This is a genomic window from Mucilaginibacter sediminis (genome assembly GCF_051903035.1).
GTDB lineage: Bacteria > Bacteroidota > Bacteroidia > Sphingobacteriales > Sphingobacteriaceae > Mucilaginibacter.
This window is the reverse complement of record NZ_CP170602.1, coordinates 4,067,247-4,092,963: the sequence shown is the minus strand read 5'-3', so window position 1 is coordinate 4,092,963 and position 25,717 is coordinate 4,067,247. Positions and strand designations below refer to the sequence as shown.

The window sequence follows — 25,717 nt, the reverse complement described above, 5'->3', positions numbered from 1 at the left end:
AATACTGTAATAATTCTGGGCATTCTTTAATTCTGAAAATTCTGATTCAGCCATCTTCAAATTATTTTATCTCCCTCGCCGCAACACCTTCGTTGGTTATCTTCACCGGCTGTATCATGCCGTCTTTATCAAAGTACATTTTATCAATGCACATTACGCGGTGGTTGCCGTCGGTCTCGGTCAATGGTCGGCGGTGGTACACAATGTACCATTCATCGGTACCCGGCACGTTAATAACCGAATGGTGCCCCGCGCCGGTGGCAATACTGGCATCCTGCTTTAAAACAGTAGCTATCCGCTTAAACGGACCGAACGGGGTATCGCCTACGGCGTAAGCTACCCGGTAATCGGGGCCTGTCCAGCCGCCCTCGCTCCACATAAAGTAGTATTTACCTTTGCGTTTAAACATTACCGGGCCTTCTACATAGCCCTCGGGAGTTATTTTTCTGTAAGTGACGCCATCCTCAAAAGGAACAACGCCGGTAAAGTCGTCTTTTAGTTTTACAATATTACATTGGCCCCAGCCACCATATATCATATAGTACTGGCCGTTATCATCTTTAAAAACAAACTGATCTATAGGCTGGGCTTTGTTAATAATCTGGTCTATCAGCGGCTTGCCCAGGTAATCTTTAAACGGGCCTGCCGGGTTATCGGCTACGGCTACGCCGATGCCGCCTTTTTCGTTATTGTTCTGGATGTCGTTTGCGCCGAAGAAGATATAATATTTGCCGCCTTTTTCGGTAACGGCAGGCGCCCAAAGCGCCCGGCGAACCCATTTTACGCCAGTGGTATCAACAATGTGGGGGTGTTTGGTCCAATGTACCAGGTCGGGCGAAGAGAAGGCATCCATGAAAACCTGCTCGTTGTATTTAGCCGAGTAGGTTGGATATAGCCAATATTGTTTATTAAAAATTTTAGCTTCCGGATCGGCATACCAACCCTCAACCACGGGGTTGCCCGATGTTTTTTTATCCTGCGCCAAAACTTGCCGGACTGGCATCGTCATTGCGGTTGCCATAACCGCCGTTAAAAGAATTTTATGGTAAATGCCCGTTTTCATAATAGGTTACATGTTTTTAAGGCCGCTAATATAACAGCTAAATTGGTTTAGTAAATTAAGATTTTTATAACATTTTTGCTGTTATTGGCCATGACATGCTATTGTTATATACATCATGAAAAATAATAGCTATTTGTTGTAAGTTTAGTGTGCCAAACGTTTACTTTTAATATCAGTATATGCTGTGTTATGCAGCATTAACCAATGCCTGTTATCCATGAACTTTGATAGTACCATTTTACTGAATCCTAACCATAATATATATGGCCACGAAATATTAAAACTGTTTTTGGCCATTATAACCGGCTGTATTCTTGGGCTGGAGCGGGAGATCAGGGGTAAATCTGCGGGGTTCAGAACGTTGGCATTGATTTGCCTTGGTGCAACTGTTTTTACCATATGCTCCTATATGCTGGGGATTGAAACCAACCGCGACCGGATTGCGGCCAACATTATTACCGGTGTGGGCTTTATTGGTGCAGGGGTAATTTTTCGTAATAACTCGTCTGTATCGGGAATTACCACGGCGGCATCTATATGGATATCGGCGGCCTTAGGGATGCTTTTAGGTATTGGCGAATTTGCCCTTGCCGGCGTTTCACTGGTGGCCACCCTGTTTGTATTGTACGCACTTGATTTTATACAGATTTGGATAGATAATAAATTTGAACACCGCCACTACCGGCTGGTTTTTAAAAACGCCTGCCAGTTAAGTACCTTGTACAACCAGGTAACCCCGCTTAAGCTGAAAATAGTTAAAATGAAAACTTCACGTAAGGACGTACAAACCATCCTGGAGTTTGAAATATCCGGGCGGGAGAAAAACCTTGCTTTGTTTAATCAATGGCTCATAGATAGTGAGGAAATCCTCTCGTTTGAATGGTAGAATGAACCGTTGAGCAGGTCTATTTTCTGAAGCTAAGCGCCAGGTGCTTTACAACGCTGGATGGCGGGCAGTGTTAAGTCTGCAGTACTAAGCCTGGAGTCTTAAGTTCTAAGTCAAAAGAGAATAAATAACTTTCGACTTAGAACTTAAGACTTCCGACTTAAAACTTATCTTCAGGGATATTTAAACCCGGGGAATACAAGATGGAAAATGCTCCACCAATTGTCTTCCAGCGAAAAGTACAGTTTAAAAGGCCCTTCAAAATAAATGGTTTCGTTGTTTTCCAATACGGCATCATATTTTACCGATCCCTCGGCATGGCCAAGGCCCGAATTTGAGCCAGGTTGCAGTTGAAAACCGATATCGTAAATAAAATATTCTTCGTTACTAAAGGCTGTGTAAGCGTTAAAAATATTGTTAAGCTGGTGTACTATTTCAGCCCTGCTATAGGTTTTCCGGTCGGGGGCAACAAACGAATCGCCCAGTACCCAGCTGTGGTCGTCAAAGCTTTGCTTAAACCATTTGGATAAAAACTCCAGGGCCTTGTTTTCAATGTTAGCTTTATGGTTGGGATGAAACTCTTCATAATCAAAATGGCTTGTCATGCCCGGGATCGTAAAGTCGTCAGTCTCGTGATCAAACAACTCTTCGGTAATGAAAACGTATTTGGTGCGGTTGTCCAAATCGTCAGAAAAATCGACAACGATATTCTTGCTCAATAGCAAATCGGTAATTTGCTGCAAGGCGTCCTCTACCTGTTCATCAGTTAATCCGCCTGCCGGTTTAAATTCGGGCTGCCCCAATAAATCGTAAACCTTAACCCGTTTGGCGTTGGCGTAGTTATGTTCAAAATCAAAAATGTTCTTTAAAAATATATTTTCAATTTCCGGGTCAACAGGGTTAATCATGTGCGGGTCGGCGCCCAATTCGGCCTGTAATTTTAAACGCAGCAGTTCGTTTTCCATCCGCAGGTTTTCTTCCGGGTCGTCGCTCAGGGGTTTGTCAAAAAGGTCGTCGGTGTTTTCCATAGTGACGAACAAAATAGGCAAAGCCCGGTAAAATTTAAAACTTTACCAGGCTTTTAATTTTGATTATTTTATTTAAAGCCAAGGCTTAACGATACCACATCGGATACCAAACCAACGTTTTGTTTATAATGGCCGTATCGTAGTTCCAATTCATGTAAACTTTCCCAGCCTAACACACCTTTTGGCGGTGCTATCCTGAAACCAGCGCCAAAAAACTGGCTGTTGAACTTTGCATACTCGTAATTACTGGTAAAGTATGTTTGTGTTGGGCTGTTTTGCTCATAAGGCGCAAAGTATTTGGCCGCGGTTTGTGTATAGTACCTGTAAAACGGAGATATGGAAAAGAATGGCGTAACCTTGTATGCTATTTCCAGATTTGCGGTGTTTGATTTACTGCCCCAATTATCGGTATAATAGCGGTAGTACGACCGCAGGATAACGTTATCGCCCAGGAAGTAATTAGCCCTGAAGCCTAAAGGCAGCTTAAACCGCGACGATGGCAATCGTTCTATGGTATCTTTTCCGTTCGAAAAATATACCCGGTGAAATGGCAGGCTTAAAAAGCCATGCTGGGTAACCACATCGGCCAGGAACATGATTTGCAACCTTGATGTTACTATTTGTGAATAAGAGAATGATGCTGTATATGTATTTCTTGGGCTTGATGGAATCCTGGCTTTGCCCTCACTTTCGGAACTTGATGAATTGCCGCTTGCTGTTGTAATTGTTGTAACCGTTGTGGTTGATTGCGGGATAAACTCCGATGGATATATCAGCTTTACATGGTCAAAATAGCCTTGTAGTTTTACACCAAACTCGCCCATTTTATTGGCTGTTTTTGCCGAAAAGTGGAGGTCGGCGCCCAGCGATTTGTAGTTATACTCGCTGGAATAGTAAGTGCCAATACCAAAACTGGTGCCTTTTTTTGAGTTTTCAACAGTCCAATCCAACGATGGGTATATTCTGCTTCCGCCGGTATTTGATGCCCCGGTTGTTGATACATAAGCTGCTGAAGCAGAAGTGTGATGATCGATACCGAGGCCCACAGATAGCGTGTTTTTATTCATCGCATTGTTTAGCCAAACCAGTTTAAGATCGATACCATTTGAAAAATCGGTTACTTTTTCGGTACCAATGCCGCCGGTTACGGCCGAGTGGTTACCATTTTGATTGTAGTAGCTGGTTACAAAATTTACTTCGTCAACCCGCAAAGCGCGCGGCCGGTAGGCGTTGGTATCCTGGCTGGTTGATGTTGCCAGGCTGAAACCCGGGTTAAGGCGAATAATGCTATCTTTTGATGTTTGTGCATACGCACTCATCCTGCATATCAGGGAAAACCCTAATACGGATAAATATATTTTTTTCATGTTTTAAGAAACCAATAGAAAGGGAATGAAAACGATTAGTTACAGCCACAACCGCCGCCGGTTTTACCGGCATTGGCTCCTGAAGCACTTTCACGGTACGATTGAAAATTCAGCTCGTTTTTTTCAACTTTACGGTTGCTTAACGCCATTTCAGAATCGTTTATCCTGTTTTTTTGGTATTCTTTTAGTTGAACACATGATGTAAACGAGCCTGCCAATAGCAGGCAGGCCGTAACTTTAATCAATTGTTTAGTCATTTTTATAGGGGATTTATTTAATGTTTATATTTTTTGAGGTGTAAAGCCTGTCGTTATCGTCAATAACTATAGCCTCAATATCCTTCATCTGGTTAATCATATCCAGGCCGGCGTGTACACCCATTATGGTTACCGGCGTGGCCATGGCGTCGGCAATTTCGGCATTGGTGGTAATAATGGTTACGCTTTTAATGCCGGTAACTGGCAGCCCTGTACGCGGGTTTATAGTATGCGAGTATTTTTTTCCATCTATCATAATAAACTTCTCGTAGTTACCCGAGGTAGCTACCGCAAGGCCCGATATACTCAAATAGGAGAAAATTTGTTGCGATGCATCGGGATTGGCTATACCAACCGTCCACTTGTTGCCGTTTGGCTGCGTACCCCAGGCTGTTAAATCGCCAGATGCGTTTACCACGCCGCTTGTAACACCCTGTTGTTGCATAATCAGTTTGGCACGCTCGGCGGCATACCCTTTTCCTATCCCGCCAAAGCCTATGCGCATGCCCTTTTCGGCTAAAAAAATAGTACAGTCATTATCGTTTAATATAATGTTGCGGTAATTTATAAGCCTAACCATTTGCCTGGCCGTTTCTGCATCGGGTAAAGCCGTCATTTGCTGATCAAAATTCCATAGCCGTTTGTCAATCGAGCCGTACGAAATATCAAAAGCACCCTGCGTTACTTTTGATATCATGATAGATCGTTTTACCAATTCAAAAGTTTCGCGGCTCACGGGCATGGGTTTGATGCCCGCGTTTTGATTTACCTGGTTGGTTTCGCTATCCTCGCTAAAGGTGGTAAGCAGCTTTTCAATCCGGCTTATTTCGGCTATTCCATCATCAATCCGGTCATTTGCCCATTGCTCGCTATCGGCCACAACGCTTAATTCAAAGCGGTTGCCCATCAGTTTGCAGCTCCTTTTAAAAATTTGAAGATCAGGCATATTTTAACATTTAATCGATAATATTCGTGTTCGGCTGCTACATGTTTGGTGGCTTAGTTTTCAGGTTGCCACAGGTTGCTGCGTATATCTTATAAGAAAAAATTACTGTCCTATTTAAATTTTAAAGCCAGCGTTACCACATCGCTGTTTAAACCTGTCGATCGCATATAGTGCCCATACCTAAGCTCAAGCGTATTTAAATGCTGCCATCCTAATACACCGTTTGGCGGGGATAACCTGAAATTGGCACCCACAAAATTGCTGTGCAGGGTTGATAGGTCATAGTCGCTGGTGTAATAAGTATCCGTTGGGTTATGCTGGCCGTAAGGTGCAAAGTACCGGGTACCTTGTTGGTTGTTATACCTGTAAAACGGACTTACCGAAACAAATGAAGTTAATTTAACAGGCAGCTCAATTTCGGCAGTATGCGCTCTTATCCCCCAGTTATCCATATAATACCGGTAAAATGTGCGGATAATAAAATGATCGTCCAGGAAGTAATTGAAACGCACAGCAATAGGCAGCTTATACCGCTGGCCGGGCAGGTTCTCCACCCTTTCAGTACCATCCGTAAAATAATCGCGCTGGTATTTGGTGGCCAGCAATCCGTGCTGGTATGAGGGTTCAACTATCAGCAAAGCTTGCAAACGCGGCGTAATAACCTGCGACAACGAGAACGATGTACTGAATGAGTTACGCGGACTATGCGGTACTGAGCCCCGCCCGTCCCTGTCGGATCCCGAACCATAGCCTGCCGGCCGTAATTCAACCGGTAATATCACTTTCCAGCTATCAAGAAATGCCTGCGCTTTAAAATCAAACTGGGTGTTTTTATCTTTTGAAACACTGGTAAAGTTAAACCCAACACCTTTTGACTGGTAATCAAACTCGTGCGAATAAGATCCGGTGAAACCATAAGCGGTTCCGGTTTTTTCGTTGGAGTGTGTCCAGTTTAAAGAAGGGTAAACGCGGGTATCCTGCCTTGAAGCTGATGATACACTATAAGGGTCAATTTTATCTGACGAGGCCGAGGTATAGTGATCAACCCCTAATTCAAACACAAAGGTGTTTTTATTGCCCGCTTTGGTAAGCTTAGACATTTGCAGATCGAGCGTGTTTGCAAAATCGGTTAAATTTTCTGTACCGATACCACCGGTAACTGCCGAATTATTACCGTTTTGGTGGTAATACGCCGAAACAAAATTAACCTCATCAACTTTTAGTTTGCGGGCCTGGTAACCGGTAGTATCCTTGGTTTGCGCGTGCGATGACAGGATGCCCATGTACAGCGCAAGCACCCCTAAATATATTTTTCTCATTTAATACGATGCTTAATTAATTACAACCACAGCCACCACCACTTTTGCCTCCATTGGCACCGGAACCACCTTCGCGGTATAATTGGAAACTTTGTTCGAACTTTTGAGACTTTCGGGCCGAAAGTTCCATTTCAGAATCATTGATGCGGCTTTTTTGATATTGCTTAACCGACATACATGATTGCAACAAACCCGTAATACACAGGCAAAACACAGTAACTCCAATATTTTTTTGGAACTTTTTCATATCAGGGGTTTTATTTATTAAGATATTCAGGACACATAACCGATGTGTTATCGTATTATTTGCCTGTATTGGCAACTGCGGCAATCTGGTCAACAAATTGATCTGGCGATTCATTAGGAAAACCATCCCAGTCTTTCAAAACCTTGCCATGCTCATCAACCAAAATGGTGTAGGGGAATTTACCGTCAGGGTTAAATTTATCGGCCAGCGCCTCGTTTAACTTTACCTGCTCTTTACTAAGCTGATTTTTTTTCTGGCGCGGAAAATCGGCCCTCACCAAAACCAGGTGATCGGCAGCGTAATTTGTAAAGGCATCGTTTTCTAAAATCTCTTTACGTTCCCTGATACAAGGGCCGCACCAGTCTGATCCGGAGAAGTTTATTAAAATTAGTTTATGTGTTTTTGCAGCCTCATTTGTGGCCTGGCTATAATCGCCCAGCCATGTAACGTTGGCAAATAAACCTGCGATCAAGGATATAAATAATAACTTCATTTTGTTTTAATTATGCGTAAACTCTTAATGATGTGCCGGTAAGGGCGGTATGATAAGTGGTTAAATTTCTGTTTGCCGGTGAGTTTAAAACAACACCTGCCTCGGTAAACGCCGAACCATGATTGTTACAGTAAAAATGCCCGGCCGAGCCTTGGTATACTAAAGGATAATTTTCATGCGTACATGATAATTGAACAGCAATGTAAGCGCCTGCTGTAGTTCGGGCTACAAGTACCCCGTTTGACGATAAATACCCACCGTTTGTATTTAAGGCCGAATTTGCCGATGCTGTTAAATCAAGTGTAAAATCAACGCCGGTGGGGCCGGTAGTGCCCGAGGTAGATGTTGAATCACCTTTTTTGGAGCACCCTATGCATGTTGTAACAGCTAATGATGCTGCGCTCAATCCGATTGCCGAAAGAAACTCTTTTCTATCCATTTTGCCTTGTTTAATATTCTAAGTTCTACTTAATCAGCTTAGTAAAGGTGCAGGTACGGATGAATGCCAATATTGTGTCGATTAACCAGCTGACGTTAATCTTTATACTTCAATATTACCGGCAAAATCTGTAGTTCACATGAAAATTGAGGTATTTAACAGATTTTAACAACTGCCTGACAATGTGATTACCGCTATTTGACAGAAGATAGGGCATGCCGCCGCGATAGTTTAAATTTTCCTGAAACCATTTCCGGGAACGATTGCACAGTTTTAGTTGGGGATATTTTTTTTAAATCGCTTAGTAGTAATTAACCTTGTTTGCTGATTAAACCTGTGCCACCTGTTTTTGTAAACCCAACTATGAAAAAGATACTATTGCCATTATTGCTCATACTTGTTTGCCTCGATGTTTTTTCGCAGGAAACCATTGTTAAATACCTGTCGGGAACGGATAAGGACCATACCGTACCCTGGGATTTTTACTGCACCGGAGGAAGAAAAAGCGGCGTATGGACAAAAATCGCGGTACCGTCAAACTGGGAATTACAGGGCTTTGGCAGCTATAACTACGGGCATGACAAGGTTAAAAGCAACGAGCAGGGGTTGTATAAACATGATTTTTTTGCAGGTAACCTAACCGGTAAAAAAGTATATATCGTTTTTGAAGGATCGATGACCGATACCAAAGTGACCATCAATGGCAAACTGGCCGGCCCGGTACACCAGGGTAGCTTTTATCAGTTTAAATATGATATAACCGGTTTGATAAAGCCCAATGCGCAAAACCTGCTCGAAGTAACAGTTGATAAAACATCGGCAAACCCATCAGTAAATGATGCCGAGCGCCGCAATAGCGATTTTTGGGTTTTCGGCGGAATTTACCGGCCCGTTTACCTGGAAATTGTTCCGGAAACTTTTATTGACAGGATGGCGGTAAACGCGAAGGCCGATGGATCCTTCCGCTTAGATGTATATGCTCAAAACTTAAAGGGCGATGAGCTGATTGAAGCCCAGGTACAAAACCTTAATGGCCAAAATGTAGGTAAGCCATTTAATGCAAAAGCAAACCTGCCAGCCGACCATATAGAATTACAAGCCAATTTTGCTAAACCGTTACTATGGAGTGCCGAGTTTCCTAACTTATACCAGGTTGTGGTTGCTGTAAAAAACAAAACAGGCATTCTTCACCGGGTTAAACAAAAATTTGGCTTTCGTACGGTAGAGCTGCGCACCAACGATGGCTTGTATGTAAACGGTGCAAAAATAATGATGAAGGGTAGCGACAGACACAGCTTTTGGCCCGAAACCGGGCGTACCCTGAGCTATGGCGTTCACTTAATGGATGTGAAGCTGATGAAGGAAATGAACATGAATGCAGTCCGTATGTCGCACTACCCGCCCGACCGTGATTTTTTGGATGTTTGCGATTCCCTGGGCATATATGTGTTGGATGAGCTTACCGGCTGGCAGGCTAAATACGATACCGTGGTAGGCCGCAAACTGGTTAAAGAATTGGTAGTACGCGATGTAAACCACCCCTCCATCCTGTTTTGGGATAACGGTAACGAGGGAGGCTTTAACCGGGGGCTTGATAATGACTATGCTTCATATGATCCGCAAAAACGTACGGTGATACACCCCTGGGAAAAATTTAACGGCACCGATACTAAACATTACCCTGATTACAATTATATGGTTAATGCAGCGGCCAACGGACAGGAAGTCTTTTTCCCCACAGAGTTTATGCATGGCCTGTATGACGGCGGGGCCGCAGCCGGGCTTGACGATTTCTGGGCACAGATGATAAAACATCCGCATGGGGCGGGCGGCTTTATCTGGGCGTTTTTAGACGAGGCTGTAATCCGAACCGATAAAAACAGCACCTATGATTCTGACGGCAACCACGCCCCTGACGGCATTGTTGGCCCGCACCGCGAAAAAGAGGGCAGTTTTTATGCGATAAAAGAAATATGGTCGCCGGTTTATATTAACCCGCAACCAATTGATGCAGGTTTTGATGGTAAAATAGCTGTCGAAAATCGCTATTCGTTCACAAACCTTAATCAATGTAGTTTTAAGTGGAAACTGGTTAAATTCCCATCGGCACAAAGTAAAACCACCGCTGCTATAGTAACCGCAACAGGCTTACTAAAAACTATTGAGCTTAAATCCGGCAGGAAAGGGACATTGAACTTAACACTGCCCGCATCGTGGAAAAAGAATGATGCACTATACCTGGCAGCTTACGGGCCGGATAAGCAAGAACTATTTACCTGGAGCTGGGCTATTGGCGCACCGGCTGACATTGCCGGCAAAATCGCGTCATCTCCGGCCAAATCGGCTATAAAAACAACCGAGACAGATAAAATATTAACCATCAAATGCGATGACATCAGCTATGATTTTGATAAGGTTACGGGTTACATTCAAAAAGTGCGTAAACCGGCAGGCGCAATTTCGTTATCGGGCGGGCCTGTGTTGGCCGGTGTTAGTACCCAGTTAAAACAGTTTACACACAAAGCCGATGTCGGCAAATATGTTGTAGAAGCCGATTACCAGGGTGCGGGTTCATTACACGTAAGCTGGACTTTCGCTGCCGGGCACCCTGTTAAACTGGAGTACCAGTACGTGCAACAGGGCGATGCCGATTTTATGGGTATCACCTTCAATTACCCCGAAGAAAAAATTACCGGCATGAAATGGCTTGGCCGCGGCCCCTACCGCGTTTGGAAAAACCGGCTGAAAGGCCAGCAGTTTGGCATCTGGCACAAAGCCTATAACAATACTATTACCGGCGAAACCTGGGGATACCCGGAATTTAAAGGTTACCATGCCGAAGTTAACTGGGTAACTATCGAAAATAAGGAGTCGCCGTTTACCGTTTACGCTGCCGATAAAAACACTTACCTGCAAATGCTGCACCCGGCAAGGGAAAAAGATGCGCTGAGCAATAACAATGTGGAGCCGGCTTTTCCTGAAGGAAGCATTGGGTTTTTAAATGCCATTGCACCTATCGGCACCAAATTTCAACCGGCAAAAGTAATGGGGCCGCAAAGCCAAACCAACCATGCCAGCGGCGATAAGATAAGCGGAATACTTTGGTTTGATTTTATGCATTGAGCCTTATGAAGCTGGATTTAGTCGGTTATCAAGTTGTTGCTTCTAATGAGGCACAAAATCCGTGAATTCTGAAGGAGGAATGACATTCAAAAATAAAAGACTGTCATGCTGAGGCACGAAGCTATTCGCGAACTTTTCTATCGGTCATGCACAGCTGACAGATCCTTCGTACCTCAGGATGACAGGAAAGTTAACTGTCATAGGAGGTACGAAGACAGCTGACCGCAGGGTCAATAACATGGTTGTTTTGAGCAAGAACGCAAAAAAAGATTTGTGCAATCGATTGCACAAATCTTTTTTTATTTGTTACTTCGTAAAAGTAAACCTCCAAACTAAAAGTTCCGGCAAATTATGAAATCAGTGAAGCTATTGCTTATCGCGCTGTGCACCAGTTTTATACTGCCCACTTATGCCCTTGTGCGGCTGCCGCAGCTGGTTGCAAATGGCATGGTGCTGCAACGCAATACACATGTGAATATCTGGGGATGGGCAGACGCAGGCGAAAAGATCAACATTGTATTTCGCGGCAAGTCTTTGCATACTATTACCGATAAAAATGGCTTATGGAAAGTGGTTTTACCGGCAATGCCCGCGGGCGGGCCCTATACAATGGATATACAGGGCAATAATCGCATCACCATCAGCGATATTTTAGTTGGCGATGTTTGGTTTTGTTCGGGCCAATCAAATATGGCTTTACAAATGGAGCGGGTAAAGGAGAAATATCCCGACGAGATAGCTACTGCCAACTACCCCCAAATCAGGAACTTTTTTGTGAAGACAGAGGCTGACGTAACCAGACAACATACCGATTTGCTACCCGGTAAATGGGTAAAGGCCGATCCTGAAACGGTGCTGGGTTTTGGCGCCACGTCCTGGTTTTTTGCCAAGCGGCTTTATCAAAAATACCATGTGCCAATCGGTATCATTAACTCAAGCGTGGGGGGCACACCCATTGAGGCCTGGATTAGTGAACAGGGACTCACGGATATCAAACCTTATAATAATAGGGTAAAGCAATTTGGCGATGCCGCTTTTATGGATAGCGTTTTAAAAAAGCATTTGTCGCCTAATAATCCGCTCAATACATCAGCGCTCGGAATTGATAAGGGCTTAACAGAAAATAAACCGTGGTACGATACCGCATACATACCGTATAACTGGCATCATTACTGGCTACCCGGTTATTGGGCCGACCAGGGTGTTAAAGGCCTGAATGGCGTGGTTTGGTTTCGTAAAGAAGTAAACCTGCCGGCATCTTTTGATGGCAAAGCAGCTAAATTGTTTTTAGGGAGGATAATTGATGCCGATCAAACTTATGTTAATGGCAGGCTTGTAGGCAGCATTACCTACCAGTATCCGCCCCGGCGTTATAATGTACCGGAGGGTGTGCTGAAGCCGGGCAAAAACATAATAATTGTGCGGGTGGTAAATACCGCGGACAAAGGCGGTTTTGTGCCCGATAAAAGATATTATCTGAGTGTGGCGGCAGACACCATCGACCTGCGCGGCGATTGGCAATATAAAGTAGGGCAAGTGTTTGAGCCGGTTAAGCCCGTTGCCGAATTTATTGCCCAAAATGAACCGACCGGCCTTTACAATACCATGGTTGCGCCGGTGATTAACTACACCGTCAAAGGGCTGGCCTGGTACCAGGGCGAAAGTAGCGTCAATAGCGCAAAAGCATACGGCGTTTTATTAAAAGCCCTTATTGCCGACTGGCGCGATAAATGGCAGCAGGGCAACCTTCCGTTTGTATACGCCCAGCTCCCTAATTTCAACGAGGCGCAATACGCGCCGGCCGAAAGTGATTGGGCTGTGTTGCGGGAGGGACAACTTGAGGCGCTTGCCTTACCAGGCACAGGCATGGCTGTAACCATTGATGCCGGCGAATGGAACGATATTCATCCGCTCGATAAAAAAACGGTAGGCGAGCGCCTGGCCATGGCTGCCGAAAACGTAGCTTATGGCGGTGACGATATAATGCCCTGCGGCCCGGTTTATCAATCGGCACGGGTAGATGGTAATAAAATTGAACTGACTTTTAAATACACAGGCACCGGGCTTGTTGCTAAAAATGGGGATGAACTGTGGCAATTTGCTATAGCTGGGGCTGATAAAAAGTTTGTTTGGGCCACCGCCGTTATTAAGGGCGATAAAGTGTTGGTATGGAGTGATAAGATATCGATACCATTATATGTAAGGTATGCCTGGGCCGATAACCCCGATGGGGCCAACCTGTATAACAAAGAAGGTTTGCCTGCATCGCCTTTCCGTACTGATAAACCATAATTGACCATAAAACCCGTAAAAATGAAAACTGCCATTTTCTTTTTTTTACTCGCATTACCCGTAGTAGTTAGCGCCCAAAGCCTGGCCCCGGTAAATTTTACAGCCGAACAGGATCATCAGAATATGATGAAACAGTTGGGTATTAAAACACTGCGTAATGGCCCAAGTGGTGATGAAAATGCCCCCAACCACGCTAACTATGATGAGGCCTTGGCTAACCCTTTCCCCGGTTTGCCGGATGCGCTTACCCTTAAAAACGGTAAAAAAGTAAGCACTGCTGATGTGTGGTGGAAACAACGCCGCCCCGAAATTATAGAGGATATGGAGCGTGAAGTTTACGGCAGGATACCGGCTAATGTACCCAAAGTAACCTGGACGGTTAAGGTAACCGATAAAGAACGTGTGGGTTTTTATCCCGTAATAGCCAAACAACTGATAGGTCATGTTGATAATACCGCCTGCCCGTCAATTAGTGTCAACATTGAAATGACGCTGGTGCTGCCGGCCAATGCCAAAGGCCCTGTGCCGGTACTAATGATGTTTGCCCGCAGTACGCTTCCGGCGCCGGCACAACCATCACCGGCCGAGCTGGAAAAGATAAACAGCGCTTTGAAGGAGTTACTTGTAAAAGAACACCCGGAGCTGAAAGCCATTTTTGAGCAATATCCCGCTTATAACCCGGTAGCAGAGCAATCGCCGTTTGGGCCGGGTGGTTTCCCGGTAATAAAGGGCGATCCGCCTACGGCCATGCAGCTGATAGCCAATGGCTGGGGTTATGTGCTGATTGATCCTTCATCAATACAGGCAGATAATGCAGAGGGGCTTACCAGGGGTATAATTGGCCTGGTAAATAAAGGGCAGCCCCGTAAACCCGACGATTGGGGGGCCTTACGCGCCTGGTCATGGGGCGCAGCAAGGGCTTTGGATTACCTGGAGACCGAACCCGCCGTTGATGCCAAACACGTGGGCATTGAAGGAGTATCGCGCTATGGCAAAGCCGCATTGGTTACGCTGGCCTTTGAGCAACGCTTTGCTATGGGGCTTATCGGTTCGTCTGGCGAGGGTGGCGCCAAATTACACCGCCGCAATTTTGGTGAAGCGGTTGAAAGCTTAACCGGTGGCGAGTATTATTGGATGGCAGGCAACTTTATGAAATACGGGGCCAGCGAGGCTACCTTTGGCGCTAAAACAGCAAAGGACTTACCCGTAGATGCGCATGAACTGATAGCCCTTTGTGCGCCAAGGCTTACATTTATCAGCTACGGTATTCCCGAACAGGGCGACGCCAAGTGGCTGGATCAGCAAGGGAGTTATATGGCTACAGTTGCCGCGGGGGCGGTTTTTAAATTACTGGGGGTAAAAGACATTGGCGTATCAAACGATTATAAAACAGAAAAAATGCCGCCCGTAAACACCGGGATGCTGGACGGGGCATTGGCCTGGCGGCAGCACGACGGCGGCCATACCGATGCGCCAAACGTAAAATACTTTATTGCCTGGGCTAAAAAAATGATGGAACAGGAGAAGGCAGGTAATCCCGCAGCTAAATAACCAAATCAAAAAACGGAATATTAAATGAAACCAGTCAAATACGCCATCCTGTTTTTTTTACTACTGTTTGCGCTAATTTCAAGGTCGCAGGATAAGCCCTTGTGGAATAATAAACAGTGCGCGGTTGTATTAACCTACGATGACGCAATTAATGTTGACCTTGATAACGTACTGCCTGCGCTCGACTCGCTCAACTTGAAAGGAACATTTTACCTTATCGGCTCATCGCCGGTTGTGGTAAACCGGATGGCAGAATGGCGAAAAGCTGCGGCGCATGGCCACGAGTTGGGCAATCATTCCCTGTATCACCCCTGCGATGGCAGTTTGCCCGGCCGCGGGTTTGTAACCGCCGAAACCGACCTGAGCAAATACTCGCTTGACCGTGCCGTTAAAGAAATAAAAGCAACCAATACCCTGCTTAAAGCGATTGACGGCAAAACGGCGCGTACCTTTGCATTCCCATGCGGCGATCTTAAAATAGGGGATAAATATTTTTACGATTACCTTAAAAATGATTTTGCAGGCGCACGGGGCGTTGCCCCAGGACTACAGACATTAAAACAGGTAAACCTGGATAACATTGATAGTTTCATGATTAACGGGCAATCTGCCGATTATTTGATTAACCTGGTTAAACAGGCCATGCAATCGCGCACTTTGCTGGTGTTTTTGTTTCATGGTGTTGGGGGCGGGCACAATCTTAACGTTAGCCTGGATGCCCACAGTAAGTTGCTGCACTACCTTAAACAACACCAAAAGGACATTTGGGTTGCCCCAATGGTTGATGTTGCCACTTACATCAAAAGCGGCCAGCAAAAATGATAAGCCTGCTGCCCAATCGGGCAGGTTTGCAAATGTGTGCTGATATAACAAATTTGAATAATAGGCGCGAAGGCAGCAAGGTGAAATAAATTAAAACCCAATCGAATTACCGCCATCCACCTGCAATATTACGCCGGTTACATATTTGGCGCTATCTGTGGCTAAATAATAAATGGCCTCGGCTACGTCAGCTGGTTCGCCCAGTTTGCCCATTGGGGTGCGGCCTAAAACTTTTTGTTTCCTGGCGGGATCGTTATCTAATGCCTTTGCCGACATATCTGTAGCGATAAAACCCGGAGCCACACAATTAACCCGGATGCCCTGCGGCGAAAGCTCGGTGGCCATAGCGCGGGTCATGCCTTCAATAGCGGTTTTTGATGCCGTATAAGCTATCACGTAAGGAATACCGTACTGCGCCGCCATCGAACTTACATTAACAATGCTGCCGCAGCCTGCAGTCAGCATGTTTTTTATAACTTCGCGGCTCAGGGCAAATACTGCCACCAGGTTTGTTTGTATAATTTGCTGAAAATCCTCGTCGGTAACCTCTGTAAACGGCTTTTTATGGTTAATGCCGGCATTGTTCACCAGGATGTCTGGTATACCAAACTCCTGCACAATTGAAGCCACTAAAGCTGGTATCCCCGCGGTTTGGCTCAAATCATACGGTTTATAACTGCAAAGTTCGCCAAGTTCATGAGCCACATGGGCCAGCTTCTGCTCGTCACGACCGATAATAATTGTCCTGATGCCTTGTTCAATAAATTTTTTTGCCGTGGCTAATCCCAGGCCCGAAGCGCCTCCTGTAACTATAGCGAGTTTTGTTTTTGATTCCATTATCTGTTAGTGGTCATTACTTTTCCTTGTCGATGATTCCCGTACAATCAACTCCGATCTTAGTATCAGGCTATGGGTTTGTTGCAGGTCGTTTTTGTTTACCAAATGGTTGATGAGCAAATTGGCGGCAACTTCGCCCATTTCAAATCCCTTGTAGTTAATGGTGGTTAAATTGGGTTCAATTACGCACGATACCGGGTCGTTGTTAAAACCCGCCACGGCAATATCCCCGGGTATTTTTATCCCTGCTTTTTTGAGTACCTGTATACAGCTTACCGCACTTGCGTCGTTAGCGCAGAATAAACCATCGGGCAGCGGGTTCATTTTTAGTATTTCCTGGGCGGTTATGGCTGATGCTTTGACGCTCAAATCATTAATGAACAGTAAACTTTCGTTGAATTGAATACCGTGTTTTTCCAGCGCGGCTTTATATCCCCGTAACCTTTCCGAATAAACATTTCTTAAAACGTTGGCAGTAATATGCACTATCCGTGTGCAGCCCTGCTCAATAAGGTGCCCGGTAATTTCGTAAGCTGCTTTAAAATTATCAATATAAATTTGCGGATAATGGTCGTGCTCAAACACCCGGTCGAAGAAAATTACCGGGATTTTGCGTTTTATAAACGGTTCAAAATGTTCAACATTGGTAGTATCATAGGCCAACGAAACCAGCAGGCCATCAACCCGGTTATTTAGCATTGCCTTCGCGTTATTAATTTCTTTTTTCATTGTTTCCAATGATTGGCTGATGATGAGGTTATAATCATTATCGTTCACCACTTTCTCTATACCCGCTATCACATCAGATGTAAAACTGCTATTGAGCCTTGGTACAATTACCCCAATGATGTTGCTGTTTTTGCGGCGTAAGTTGCTGGCAAACGAGTTGGAACGGTAACCCATTTCTTCGGCGGCCTTAACAATCATCTTTTTGGTGTTTTTGTTTACCCGTGGATGATCCTGGAGTGCGCGGCTTACTGTAGCTGCCGAAACATTGAGCTTTTTGGCTATATCGTAAATGGTAATCTCTTTTTCGCTGCCGGGCATGGGTTTAATTAAAGCGCTTAAAACTAACTGCGTAACGTGCCATAAATGGCCGACGATTATTTAATGGATAAATGTAAAAATTAAATGCTTGTTTAGCTAATTTAGGGCAATCGATTGCATCGATTTATGTCCTATTACCTGGGACTGACCAAAATGATTTCAGCAATAATTGAATAATTGGTTTTGAATTGCTAAATATAAATAAAGGTTTATATATTTGCAATCGATTGCATAAGGCTTAAGTCATTATAAACCATTGTGGATAGGACATGTATAACACGTGTGCTTTCAGAAATTTTAATGCATCATTTTATTGTTTTTATAACCGGGCAAAAAACTTTACCAACGCTGAAATATTAACGCCATGGCCAAATATTTTGTAAAAAAAAATAGGTGTTTGCTAATCCTGCTTTTGTTAGGTGTGGTAAGCAACGCATTTGCCGATGATGGCTATAAACTTTGGCTCGGGTATAACAAAATAGCCAACCGGGCGGCGGTAGCGGTTTATAAACAGCAACTGAAGTATATGATTTTCCCGGCGGAATCCGATCAGCTAAAGGCCGCTAAAGCCGAACTGACAAAAGGGTTGGAGGGTATGTTATCGATGCATCTTGCCGATACTAAAACCATAGCAGGCGGGCAAACAATTATCATTGGCACACCGCAATCGTTAAAAGGGCTGGCTGTTGTCGTTGCGGACAGCCTAGGAAGCGAGGGTTATCTTATAAAGACAGCGCTTATAAATCAAAAAAAATGTATCCTCATCACAGCCAATACCGATGTTGGCGTGTTGTATGGTGTTTTTAATTTTTTAAAGCTGCTGCAAACCCGGCAGCCAATCAATAATCTTAGTATCACAGATCGCCCGCGCATAACGTACCGGGTGCTTGATCATTGGGATAACCTGAACCGCACTGTAGAGCGTGGCTACGCAGGTTCATCTATCTGGAACTGGCATAAGCTGCCGGGGATTATAGACCAGCGGTATATTGATTACGCGCGTGCCAATGCCTCGGTAGGAATCAACGGCTCGGTTATCAATAATGTGAATGCCGACGCGTTAATACTCTCGCCTCAGTATTTAATTAAAATTCAGGCGCTGGCCAATGTTTTCAGGGCGTACGGTATTAAAATTTATTTGTCGGTAAAATTCAGCAGCCCGGTAGAGTTAGGTCACCTGAAAACAGCCGATCCGCTTAATGACGATGTGAAAAAATGGTGGGCTGATAAGGCCGACGAAATTTACCGTTACATTCCTGATTTTGGCGGGTTTTTAGTGAAGGCAAACTCCGAAGGGCAGCCTGGTCCCCAAACCTATGGCCGCAGCCATGCCGATGGCGCCAACATGCTGGCCGATGCGATGGCCCCACACCACGGAATAGTAATGTGGCGCGCCTTTGTGTATGATAACAACGTGCCCGACGATAGATCGAAACAGGCATATAATGAATTTAAGCCCTTTGATGGGAAGTTTAAAGATAATGTAATCATCCAGGTAAAAAACGGACCGATTGATTTTCAGCCGAGGGAACCTTTTCATCCCTTATTTGGAGCTATGCCCAATACCGCCTTGATGATGGAATTCCAGCTAACACAGGAGTACCTTGGCTTTTCGACCCATTTGGTTTATGAAGCGCCGTTATTTGCAGAAACACTGCAATCAGACACTTACACGCAGGGGAAGGGTTCAACCGTATTACGTATCCTTCAGGGTAATTTCAATAAAAAACTAATAACAGGTATGGCCGGTGTAGCAAATATTGGCACAGATTTAAACTGGTGCGGTCATCCCTTTGCCCAGGCTAATTGGTATGCCTTTGGCCGCATGGCCTGGAACCCCGATCAGTCACCGGCGGCTATAGCCGATGACTGGCTAAAAATGACTTTTACCAATGACGCTGGCTTTGTATCCCCGGTAAAAAAAATTATGCTACAATCAAGGGAGAATACAGTTAATTATATGACTCCGCTTGGTTTGCACCACATCATGGGTGTATCTACCCATTATGGCCCCGGCCCATGGGTTGACAATGCCGGCCGGCCCGATTGGAATGCCACTTATTACCACAAGGCCGATTCGTCCGGTATCGGGTTTAACCGTACCAGCGCGGGCAGCAATGCGCTGTCACAATACGCGCAGCCGGTACAATCGTATTGGGAAAACCTTCAAACCTGCCCCGATGAATACATTTTATGGTTCCACCATTTAAGCTGGACCTTTAAAATGCGTTCTGGCAGGTCGTTATGGGACGAGTTGGTTCACCACTATTATATGGGTGCCGATTCTGTTAAGCAAATGGGTTTAACCTGGGATAAAATGCAGGGCAAAATAGATGCGGAACGTTTTAACCAGGTACAGCAGCTAATGAAAGTTCAATTAACTGAAGCCACTGCATGGCGGGATGCCTGTGTTTTATATTTTCAAGCCTTTTCAAAAATGCGTGTCGGGGCCTTATATCCTAAGCCGGAGCATCCGCTATCTTACTATAAAGAAATGAAGTTTTACTATGTGCCGGGTATCGGGGGCAACAATTATATGACCAATTAATCATCACCATAAACCAAACGCCAATGAGCAAGCAATTTACCACCGCAAAATTAATTACTACGCTTTTTATAGCCGCAGGCATGTTAAGTGCATGCGACCCTCCCACAAAAAAAGCCGCCGATGCAGACAGCAGCAAAGCTGATACCGGCAAAAAGGTAAAATTCCTTTCGCAACCGCTTATCAGCTCCATTTACACTGCCGATCCATCGGCTCATGTGTTTAACGGCAAAATTTATATTTATCCATCGCATGATATTAATGCAGGCATCCCCGAAAATGACAATGGCGACCATTTTGCCATGAAAGATTATCATATTCTTTCGATGGATAGCATTGGCGGCAAGGTTACTGATAACGGCGTTGGGTTTGATATTAAAGATATTCCCTGGGCCGGCCGCCAGCTTTGGGCGCCCGATGCCGCTTATAAAAATGGCACCTATTATTTATACTTCCCGGTAAAGGATAAAAAAGACGTTTTCCATATCGGCGTGGCTACATCGGCCAGCCCCGTTGGGCCGTTTAAGGCAGAGCCTGAACCTATTGCCGGAAGCTACAGCATTGATCCGGCTGTATTTACCGATACCGACGGTAAAACCTATATGTATTTTGGCGGTATTTGGGGCGGGCAATTACAGCGCTGGTCGACCGGAAAATATGAGGCAGATGGCTCAAAAACCGATTCGAAACAGGAAGATGCCCCGGCCATCAGCTGCCGTGTAGCCCTGTTAACACCTGATATGAAAAGCTTTGACGGTGCAGTAAAAGATGTTGTTATTTTAGATAGCCTTGGCAAACCGTTATTAACTAAGGATCATGACCGCCGGTTTTTTGAAGGGTCATGGATGCACAAATACAATGGTAAATATTACTTCACTTACTCAACCGGCGATACGCACTTGCTTTGCTACGCGATAGGCGATAAACCGATTGGGCCATTCACCTACAAAGGCGTATTTATGAAACCGGTACAAGGATGGACTACCCATCACTCCATTATCGAAATAAAAGGCAAATGGTATATATTTTACCATGATACCCAAATATCGGGTAAAACCCACCTGCGTAATGTAAAGGTGACGGAGCTACAGCATAATACAGATGGCTCTATTAAACTAATCGATCCATTTTTGTAATAACGTTGCTATGAAGGTGCTCAAATTAATATCAACAACTTTGTTGTTGAGCTGTATGCTGTGCGGGTATGGCTTTGCCCAGCAGGCAAGGCTGGTTACCATACCCAACTCTAATCATCTGCAGATGCATTCCAAACTGGCGGGTAATCAATATGATATTTATATCCATTACCCGGCAGGTTATGATACCGCTAAGCGAAAATTCCCGGTATTGTATGTTGTTGATGGCGATAATGATTTTTCGCCTTCACTGGAATATCTTGGGCTTTTGATGGCGGAATACCATATTCCCGAGCCTATATTGGTAGCCATTGGCGATGGCGGTTTAATAGGTACGCCGGGTAATAAACGCAATCGCGATTTTACGCCGACAAAGAACCCTGCAATACCCGAAAGCGGTGGGGCACCTGCTTTTTTAGCCTTTATCGAAAAAGAGCTTATCCCCACTATCGACGCGGGTTTAAAAACAGATACTGCTAATCGAACCTTATATGGCTATTCTATGGGTGGCTTATTTGCCACGTATGCCTTGTTTACGCAGCCAACCCTTTTTAAAAACATTCTTATAGGTAGTCCGGCTTTAGGTTATGATAACGGCAGTATTTTCGGTGTAGAAAAAAGCTATTTCGGCAAACATAAAAGCCTGCCTGCAAATGTTTTTATTGAAGTAGGCGGGCTTGAAGCGCCGGGGCAGGTAGTGCCCAATAAACAACTGGTTGCTTTACTTGATGAGCGTAATTACCAAAAGCTTGTTTTTAAGCACATCATTATCGACGATGTTACCCATTTATCGGGTAAGCCGGTTACAATGCTTAAGGCGCTACAGTGGGTATACGCGGGCAAGTAACAGGATCATTTGGAAAGGTATTAATTGTTTTATCATTGGGATTAAGCATTAAAGTAATTCAACCGTTATGAAATCAGTTGTTTTAGCATTTATTTGGTGTTGCTTGATGGCTTTTGAAACCAAAGCGCAAAACAGCAGCCCGGCAATGCCGCAAATTAAATACTGGGGTGATAATGCCGAATTGCTGGTGAATGGCAAACCCTTGCTGATGACTGCCGGGGAATTAGGAAACTCAAGCGCTTCAAGTACAGCGTACATGGATTCTATTTGGCTCAAACTCAAAAAAATGCACCTGAATACCTTGATAGCCCCGGTATATTGGGAGTTGATGGAGCCAAAGGAAAGCGTATATAACTTTACGCTGGTTGATTACCTTATAAAAAGCGCCAGGGAACATCAAATTAAACTGGTATTACTTTGGTTTGGCACCTGGAAAAACAGCATGAGCTGTTACGCGCCAGCGTGGGTTAAAACAGATCAAAAACGCTTTCCGCGTGTGCAAAGCAGCGAAGGCCGATCTGAGGAAATCATTACGCCGTTTTCTGAAAACGCATTGAAGGCAGATTGTAAAGCTTTTGCCGCGTTCATGCAGCACTTAAAACAAACAGACAGCCAGCAGCATACGGTAGTAATGATACAGGTAGAAAATGAAATAGGCATGCTGCCCAGTGCCCGCGACCATTCAAAGTCGGCCGACGCTGCTTTTAGCCAGGCTGTTCCCGAAAAGCTAATCGCTTATTTGAATTTGCATCGGGATAAACTTGTACCCGAAATTCAAACGGCCTGGGAGGGCAATGGCTATAAAAAAGCAGGTAGCTGGGAGGCTGTTTTTGGTAAAAGCACGGCTACCGATGAAATGTTTATAGCCTGGTATTTTGCCAGCTATGCCAATGAAGTAGCCAGGGCAGGTAAAGCGGTTTATCCGCTGCCAATGTATGTAAACGCTGCCCTAAATGCGCCGGGTAAGCAACCCGGGCAGTACCCAAGCGGTGGGCCGTTGCCGCATTTAATTGATGTTTGGAAAGCTGCCGGCCCGGATATCGACCTACTTTCGCCTGATTTTTATAACCCCAATTTTAAGTATTGGAATGACCGCTATACCCGGCCGGATAATGCTTTGCTGATTCCCGAACACCGTTTTGAAGAAGGCGTGGATGCAAAGGCTTTTTATGCAATTGGCCACTATAAGGCCATGGGTTTTTCTCCTTTTTCGATTGAGTCCGGCAAAAAGCCCGAAACAGAATCGTTGGGCAAATGCTATGATATTATTAACCAGTTATCGGGCGAGATTAGCAAAGCCAAAAAACAAGGTTTGATGGAAGGGATGTTGTTAAGTAAAGCTGCCGATACTGTGAAATTGGAAATGGGCGATTATATATTAACCGTTGCGCACGATTTAACCTTAGGTTGGTCACCAAAGGCCAAAGAAGCAACCTGGCCGCTGACGGGCGGCATCATCATCGCTTTATCAAAAGATGAGTTTTATGTGGGTGGCACCGGGCTGGTAATAAGTTTTAAACCCAAAAACCAGTCGCAACGGGCAGGAATACAAAGTGTTGATGAGGGCACTTTTGTTAACGGTAAATGGCAGGCACGCCGTCGTTTAAACGGCGATGAAGACCACCAGGGCCGGCACCTCAGGATCCCGACGGGCGAATATGGCATCCAGCGTATTAAGCTTTACAGCTATGAATAAGCAGCGACCTCAATTATGACATTTATTTCACGCAAAAGACGCTGATAAGCAAAATGACTGGCTTGTTTTTTCTTAGTGTTTTTGGCAAGAAACGGTAAACAGCGATTATATGGCAGAAGATTTCAAAAGTGATTTTCCCACAAGCGCATTGCCAGGAAAATCGCACATAGTTGGGTTAACATAACTTAACACATTTCAGATATTTTTTAATTTAAATACTTAATAATCAACATATTGAATTTTGGCATGGTTAACACTAAACTGATCGTACAATTTAGGTGCATCCAAATATTTGTGCCTGTTGTTAGCCAATACAAGTCCCTTGTGTGCCTGGATCATTTAACCGCGATAAGCCAATAAAAATAAGGTATCGCTTGATGCTTATATCTTCCCGACGCTATAAGCTTATTCCGTTAGCTATTATTAAATAACAGCTTATCGCCGTTAACTATTTAGATGCGTTTGCCCTGAAGTGCATTGCCAACTGATGAGGAATTTACAATTAATTCCTAACTTTAAATTGTTAGTTGCACCAGTTATAACTGCCAATGGAAACCAAAGAAATTTTAAAAGCGCACGTAGCTAAAATAGCCAGTTTGACCGACGAGCAGTTTGACTATTTCTTTTCGCATTTTAAACAGCAGCGTTTTCAAAAAGGGCAGGCCCTTATTACCGAAGGTGATAAGGTAGATTGTGAATATTTTGTAATCTCCGGCTGCTTGAAAACCTTCTTTATCAACGACGATCTCAAAATGTTTATCCTGCAATTTGCCATGCCCACCTGGTGGGCATCAGATTATAATGCGTTATATAACAATACCAGGGCTACCATCAATGTAGATTGTATTACCAATACGGAGGTTCTTTGCCTTAGTAATGAGGATAGGGAGAAACTATGTAATGAACTCCACAATGCCGAACATTTTTTTAGATGGAGGACTAATAGAGGATACGTGGCCGCTCAAAAAAGGCTGTTATCGTTCATGAATAATAATGTGAAATACCGGTATGAAGAGCTTTTGAAGCTTTATCCGGAGCTTTATAATATAGTCCCTAAAAACCTGATTGCAGCATACTTAGGCGTTTCGAGAGAAACCCTGAGCCGGCTTTATAACACCTGAAAGTGATGTATATCACATAAATATCGATTCATTTTAAATGTGATGTAGGTCACACGTGCCCCTGAAATTTCCTGCCGTACTTTGTTGTGTAATTAAAAACACAAATAAAATGGAAACTCAAAAATTTGAAATCGTAAGTACCCAAAGCAATATTGACTGGGTAGGCCGTAAGGTAACCGGGGCACACAATGGTACCATCGCCGTTAAAGAAGGCGAATTTATTTTAAATGATGGTAAACTTGCCGGTGGTAAATTCACTATCGATACCACATCCATCAAAATACTGGATGTAACCGACCCTGCAACCAATGCGCAGTTTGCAGGCCACCTTGCTTCCGATGATTTTTTCTCAATTGAAAAATACCCCGAAGCAACTTTGCATATCACCTCAGTTTCTGGCAGCCATGTTAAAGGCGATCTGACTATCAAAGGTATCACCCACGCTGTTGCTTTTGATGCGGATATCAATGTAAATGGCAACGTGCTGACTACAACCGGAAAACTGGTAATTGACCGTACTAAATACGGCATAAAATTTCGTTCAGGTAATTTCTTCAAAGACCTGGGCGATACGCTGATTTACAATGATTTTGAACTGAATGTAAATGTAACCGCAAAAGCTGCCTGATAAGCAGCTTTTGCATAAAAATTAAAG

The 25,717-nt window shown here is 44.4% G+C and carries 22 protein-coding genes; 11 read left to right on the top strand and 11 right to left on the bottom strand.

Going from position 1 to position 25,717, the window contains the following annotated elements; all coding sequences use genetic code 11:
• Positions 1-61: 61 nt before the first annotated feature.
• Entirely contained in the window at positions 62-1,063 is a 1,002-nt protein-coding gene (locus ACFGVS_RS16660) for a glycoside hydrolase family 43 protein (protein WP_439694797.1), read from the bottom strand.
• Between the two features lie 217 nt (positions 1,064-1,280).
• On the opposite strand from ACFGVS_RS16660, the gene ACFGVS_RS16655 reads away from it, so the two are divergent.
• A complete protein-coding gene (locus tag ACFGVS_RS16655) occupies positions 1,281-1,949 on the top strand; it encodes an MgtC/SapB family protein (protein ID WP_439694796.1) in 669 nt (222 codons plus the stop codon).
• Positions 1,950-2,122: 173 nt separating this feature from the next.
• Here ACFGVS_RS16655 and ACFGVS_RS16650 read toward each other — a convergent pair whose 3' ends face one another.
• From ACFGVS_RS16650 to ACFGVS_RS16615, 8 genes are all read right to left on the bottom strand, one after another.
• Positions 2,123-2,977, bottom strand: a complete 855-nt coding sequence (locus ACFGVS_RS16650) for a hypothetical protein (protein ID WP_439694795.1) — start codon at positions 2,975-2,977, stop codon at positions 2,123-2,125.
• A 68-nt stretch (positions 2,978-3,045) separates the two neighbouring features.
• Positions 3,046-4,344 carry a DUF3570 domain-containing protein gene (locus ACFGVS_RS16645; protein WP_439694794.1) on the bottom strand — a complete coding sequence of 433 codons (1,299 nt, stop codon included), beginning with the start codon at positions 4,342-4,344 and terminating at the stop codon, positions 3,046-3,048.
• A 35-nt stretch (positions 4,345-4,379) separates the two neighbouring features.
• Positions 4,380-4,601: a DUF4266 domain-containing protein gene (locus ACFGVS_RS16640; RefSeq protein WP_090641074.1), complete on the bottom strand. Its 222-nt coding sequence runs from the start codon at positions 4,599-4,601 to the stop codon at positions 4,380-4,382.
• A 13-nt stretch (positions 4,602-4,614) separates the two neighbouring features.
• Complete coding sequence (locus tag ACFGVS_RS16635; protein ID WP_439694793.1) at positions 4,615-5,547, bottom strand: FAD:protein FMN transferase; 933 nt, start codon at positions 5,545-5,547, stop codon at positions 4,615-4,617.
• A 110-nt stretch (positions 5,548-5,657) separates the two neighbouring features.
• Complete coding sequence (locus tag ACFGVS_RS16630) at positions 5,658-6,866, bottom strand: DUF3570 domain-containing protein (protein WP_439694792.1); 1,209 nt, start codon at positions 6,864-6,866, stop codon at positions 5,658-5,660.
• A 16-nt stretch (positions 6,867-6,882) separates the two neighbouring features.
• A complete protein-coding gene (locus tag ACFGVS_RS16625) occupies positions 6,883-7,113 on the bottom strand; it encodes a DUF4266 domain-containing protein (protein ID WP_439694791.1) in 231 nt (76 codons plus the stop codon).
• Between the two features lie 55 nt (positions 7,114-7,168).
• Positions 7,169-7,606 carry a thioredoxin family protein gene (locus ACFGVS_RS16620; RefSeq protein ID WP_274211395.1) on the bottom strand — a complete coding sequence of 146 codons (438 nt, stop codon included), beginning with the start codon at positions 7,604-7,606 and terminating at the stop codon, positions 7,169-7,171.
• Positions 7,607-7,616: 10 nt separating this feature from the next.
• Complete coding sequence (locus ACFGVS_RS16615; RefSeq protein ID WP_439694790.1) at positions 7,617-8,045, bottom strand: ubiquinol-cytochrome c reductase iron-sulfur subunit; 429 nt, start codon at positions 8,043-8,045, stop codon at positions 7,617-7,619.
• Positions 8,046-8,408: 363 nt separating this feature from the next.
• Here ACFGVS_RS16615 and ACFGVS_RS16610 point away from each other — a divergent pair, with 363 nt between their 5' ends.
• The 4 genes from ACFGVS_RS16610 to ACFGVS_RS16595 all read left to right on the top strand — a co-directional run bounded on the left by ACFGVS_RS16610 (position 8,409) and on the right by ACFGVS_RS16595 (position 15,833).
• Positions 8,409-11,168 (top strand): glycoside hydrolase family 2 TIM barrel-domain containing protein, encoded by a 2,760-nt coding sequence (locus ACFGVS_RS16610; protein WP_439694789.1) that lies wholly within the window; start codon positions 8,409-8,411, stop codon positions 11,166-11,168.
• A 351-nt stretch (positions 11,169-11,519) separates the two neighbouring features.
• Positions 11,520-13,460, top strand: coding sequence for a sialate O-acetylesterase (locus ACFGVS_RS16605; protein WP_439694788.1), 1,941 nt, complete (start codon positions 11,520-11,522; stop codon positions 13,458-13,460).
• 21 nt (positions 13,461-13,481) lie between these two features.
• Positions 13,482-15,011: a glucuronyl esterase domain-containing protein gene (locus ACFGVS_RS16600; protein WP_439694787.1), complete on the top strand. Its 1,530-nt coding sequence runs from the start codon at positions 13,482-13,484 to the stop codon at positions 15,009-15,011.
• 24 nt (positions 15,012-15,035) lie between these two features.
• Positions 15,036-15,833 (top strand): polysaccharide deacetylase family protein, encoded by a 798-nt coding sequence (locus ACFGVS_RS16595; protein WP_274211400.1) that lies wholly within the window; start codon positions 15,036-15,038, stop codon positions 15,831-15,833.
• 90 nt (positions 15,834-15,923) lie between these two features.
• On the opposite strand, the gene ACFGVS_RS16590 is transcribed toward ACFGVS_RS16595, so the two are convergent.
• Entirely contained in the window at positions 15,924-16,670 is a 747-nt protein-coding gene (locus ACFGVS_RS16590) for an SDR family NAD(P)-dependent oxidoreductase (protein WP_274211401.1), read from the bottom strand.
• A gap of 6 nt (positions 16,671-16,676) precedes the next feature.
• Positions 16,677-17,717, bottom strand: coding sequence for a LacI family DNA-binding transcriptional regulator (locus tag ACFGVS_RS16585; RefSeq protein WP_274211402.1), 1,041 nt, complete (start codon positions 17,715-17,717; stop codon positions 16,677-16,679).
• A gap of 364 nt (positions 17,718-18,081) precedes the next feature.
• Between ACFGVS_RS16585 and ACFGVS_RS16580 the strand changes: the two genes are divergently transcribed.
• The 6 genes from ACFGVS_RS16580 to ACFGVS_RS16555 all read left to right on the top strand — a co-directional run bounded on the left by ACFGVS_RS16580 (position 18,082) and on the right by ACFGVS_RS16555 (position 25,690).
• Positions 18,082-20,265 carry an alpha-glucuronidase family glycosyl hydrolase gene (locus ACFGVS_RS16580; protein ID WP_439694786.1) on the top strand — a complete coding sequence of 728 codons (2,184 nt, stop codon included), beginning with the start codon at positions 18,082-18,084 and terminating at the stop codon, positions 20,263-20,265.
• A 23-nt stretch (positions 20,266-20,288) separates the two neighbouring features.
• Complete coding sequence (locus ACFGVS_RS16575; protein WP_439694785.1) at positions 20,289-21,398, top strand: glycoside hydrolase family 43 protein; 1,110 nt, start codon at positions 20,289-20,291, stop codon at positions 21,396-21,398.
• Between the two features lie 10 nt (positions 21,399-21,408).
• The gene (locus ACFGVS_RS16570; RefSeq protein WP_439694784.1) at positions 21,409-22,245 is read left to right on the top strand and encodes an alpha/beta hydrolase; all 837 of its coding nucleotides are present in this window, start codon (positions 21,409-21,411) and stop codon (positions 22,243-22,245) included.
• A gap of 67 nt (positions 22,246-22,312) precedes the next feature.
• Positions 22,313-23,941 (top strand): GH35 family beta-galactosidase, encoded by a 1,629-nt coding sequence (locus ACFGVS_RS16565; RefSeq protein WP_439694783.1) that lies wholly within the window; start codon positions 22,313-22,315, stop codon positions 23,939-23,941.
• Between the two features lie 548 nt (positions 23,942-24,489).
• Positions 24,490-25,062, top strand: coding sequence for a Crp/Fnr family transcriptional regulator (locus tag ACFGVS_RS16560; RefSeq protein ID WP_274211407.1), 573 nt, complete (start codon positions 24,490-24,492; stop codon positions 25,060-25,062).
• 109 nt (positions 25,063-25,171) lie between these two features.
• Complete coding sequence (locus ACFGVS_RS16555) at positions 25,172-25,690, top strand: YceI family protein (protein WP_439694782.1); 519 nt, start codon at positions 25,172-25,174, stop codon at positions 25,688-25,690.
• Positions 25,691-25,717: the final 27 nt, after the last annotated feature.

Coding starts and splice junctions, on each gene's coding strand:
- ACFGVS_RS16645 (WP_439694794.1), bottom strand. CDS start 4,344: ATGAAAAAAATATATTTATCCGTATTAGGGTTTTCCCTGATATGCAGG.
- ACFGVS_RS16575 (WP_439694785.1), top strand. CDS start 20,289: ATGAGCAAGCAATTTACCACCGCAAAATTAATTACTACGCTTTTTATA.
- ACFGVS_RS16650 (WP_439694795.1), bottom strand. CDS start 2,977: ATGGAAAACACCGACGACCTTTTTGACAAACCCCTGAGCGACGACCCG.
- ACFGVS_RS16660 (WP_439694797.1), bottom strand. CDS start 1,063: ATGAAAACGGGCATTTACCATAAAATTCTTTTAACGGCGGTTATGGCA.
- ACFGVS_RS16560 (WP_274211407.1), top strand. CDS start 24,490: ATGGAAACCAAAGAAATTTTAAAAGCGCACGTAGCTAAAATAGCCAGT.
- ACFGVS_RS16570 (WP_439694784.1), top strand. CDS start 21,409: ATGAAGGTGCTCAAATTAATATCAACAACTTTGTTGTTGAGCTGTATG.
- ACFGVS_RS16590 (WP_274211401.1), bottom strand. CDS start 16,670: ATGGAATCAAAAACAAAACTCGCTATAGTTACAGGAGGCGCTTCGGGC.
- ACFGVS_RS16630 (WP_439694792.1), bottom strand. CDS start 6,866: ATGAGAAAAATATATTTAGGGGTGCTTGCGCTGTACATGGGCATCCTG.
- ACFGVS_RS16555 (WP_439694782.1), top strand. CDS start 25,172: ATGGAAACTCAAAAATTTGAAATCGTAAGTACCCAAAGCAATATTGAC.
- ACFGVS_RS16620 (WP_274211395.1), bottom strand. CDS start 7,606: ATGAAGTTATTATTTATATCCTTGATCGCAGGTTTATTTGCCAACGTT.
- ACFGVS_RS16635 (WP_439694793.1), bottom strand. CDS start 5,547: ATGCCTGATCTTCAAATTTTTAAAAGGAGCTGCAAACTGATGGGCAAC.
- ACFGVS_RS16640 (WP_090641074.1), bottom strand. CDS start 4,601: ATGACTAAACAATTGATTAAAGTTACGGCCTGCCTGCTATTGGCAGGC.
- ACFGVS_RS16580 (WP_439694786.1), top strand. CDS start 18,082: ATGGCCAAATATTTTGTAAAAAAAAATAGGTGTTTGCTAATCCTGCTT.
- ACFGVS_RS16625 (WP_439694791.1), bottom strand. CDS start 7,113: ATGAAAAAGTTCCAAAAAAATATTGGAGTTACTGTGTTTTGCCTGTGT.
- ACFGVS_RS16565 (WP_439694783.1), top strand. CDS start 22,313: ATGAAATCAGTTGTTTTAGCATTTATTTGGTGTTGCTTGATGGCTTTT.
- ACFGVS_RS16655 (WP_439694796.1), top strand. CDS start 1,281: ATGAACTTTGATAGTACCATTTTACTGAATCCTAACCATAATATATAT.
- ACFGVS_RS16595 (WP_274211400.1), top strand. CDS start 15,036: ATGAAACCAGTCAAATACGCCATCCTGTTTTTTTTACTACTGTTTGCG.
- ACFGVS_RS16610 (WP_439694789.1), top strand. CDS start 8,409: ATGAAAAAGATACTATTGCCATTATTGCTCATACTTGTTTGCCTCGAT.
- ACFGVS_RS16615 (WP_439694790.1), bottom strand. CDS start 8,045: ATGGATAGAAAAGAGTTTCTTTCGGCAATCGGATTGAGCGCAGCATCA.
- ACFGVS_RS16605 (WP_439694788.1), top strand. CDS start 11,520: ATGAAATCAGTGAAGCTATTGCTTATCGCGCTGTGCACCAGTTTTATA.
- ACFGVS_RS16600 (WP_439694787.1), top strand. CDS start 13,482: ATGAAAACTGCCATTTTCTTTTTTTTACTCGCATTACCCGTAGTAGTT.
- ACFGVS_RS16585 (WP_274211402.1), bottom strand. CDS start 17,717: ATGCCCGGCAGCGAAAAAGAGATTACCATTTACGATATAGCCAAAAAG.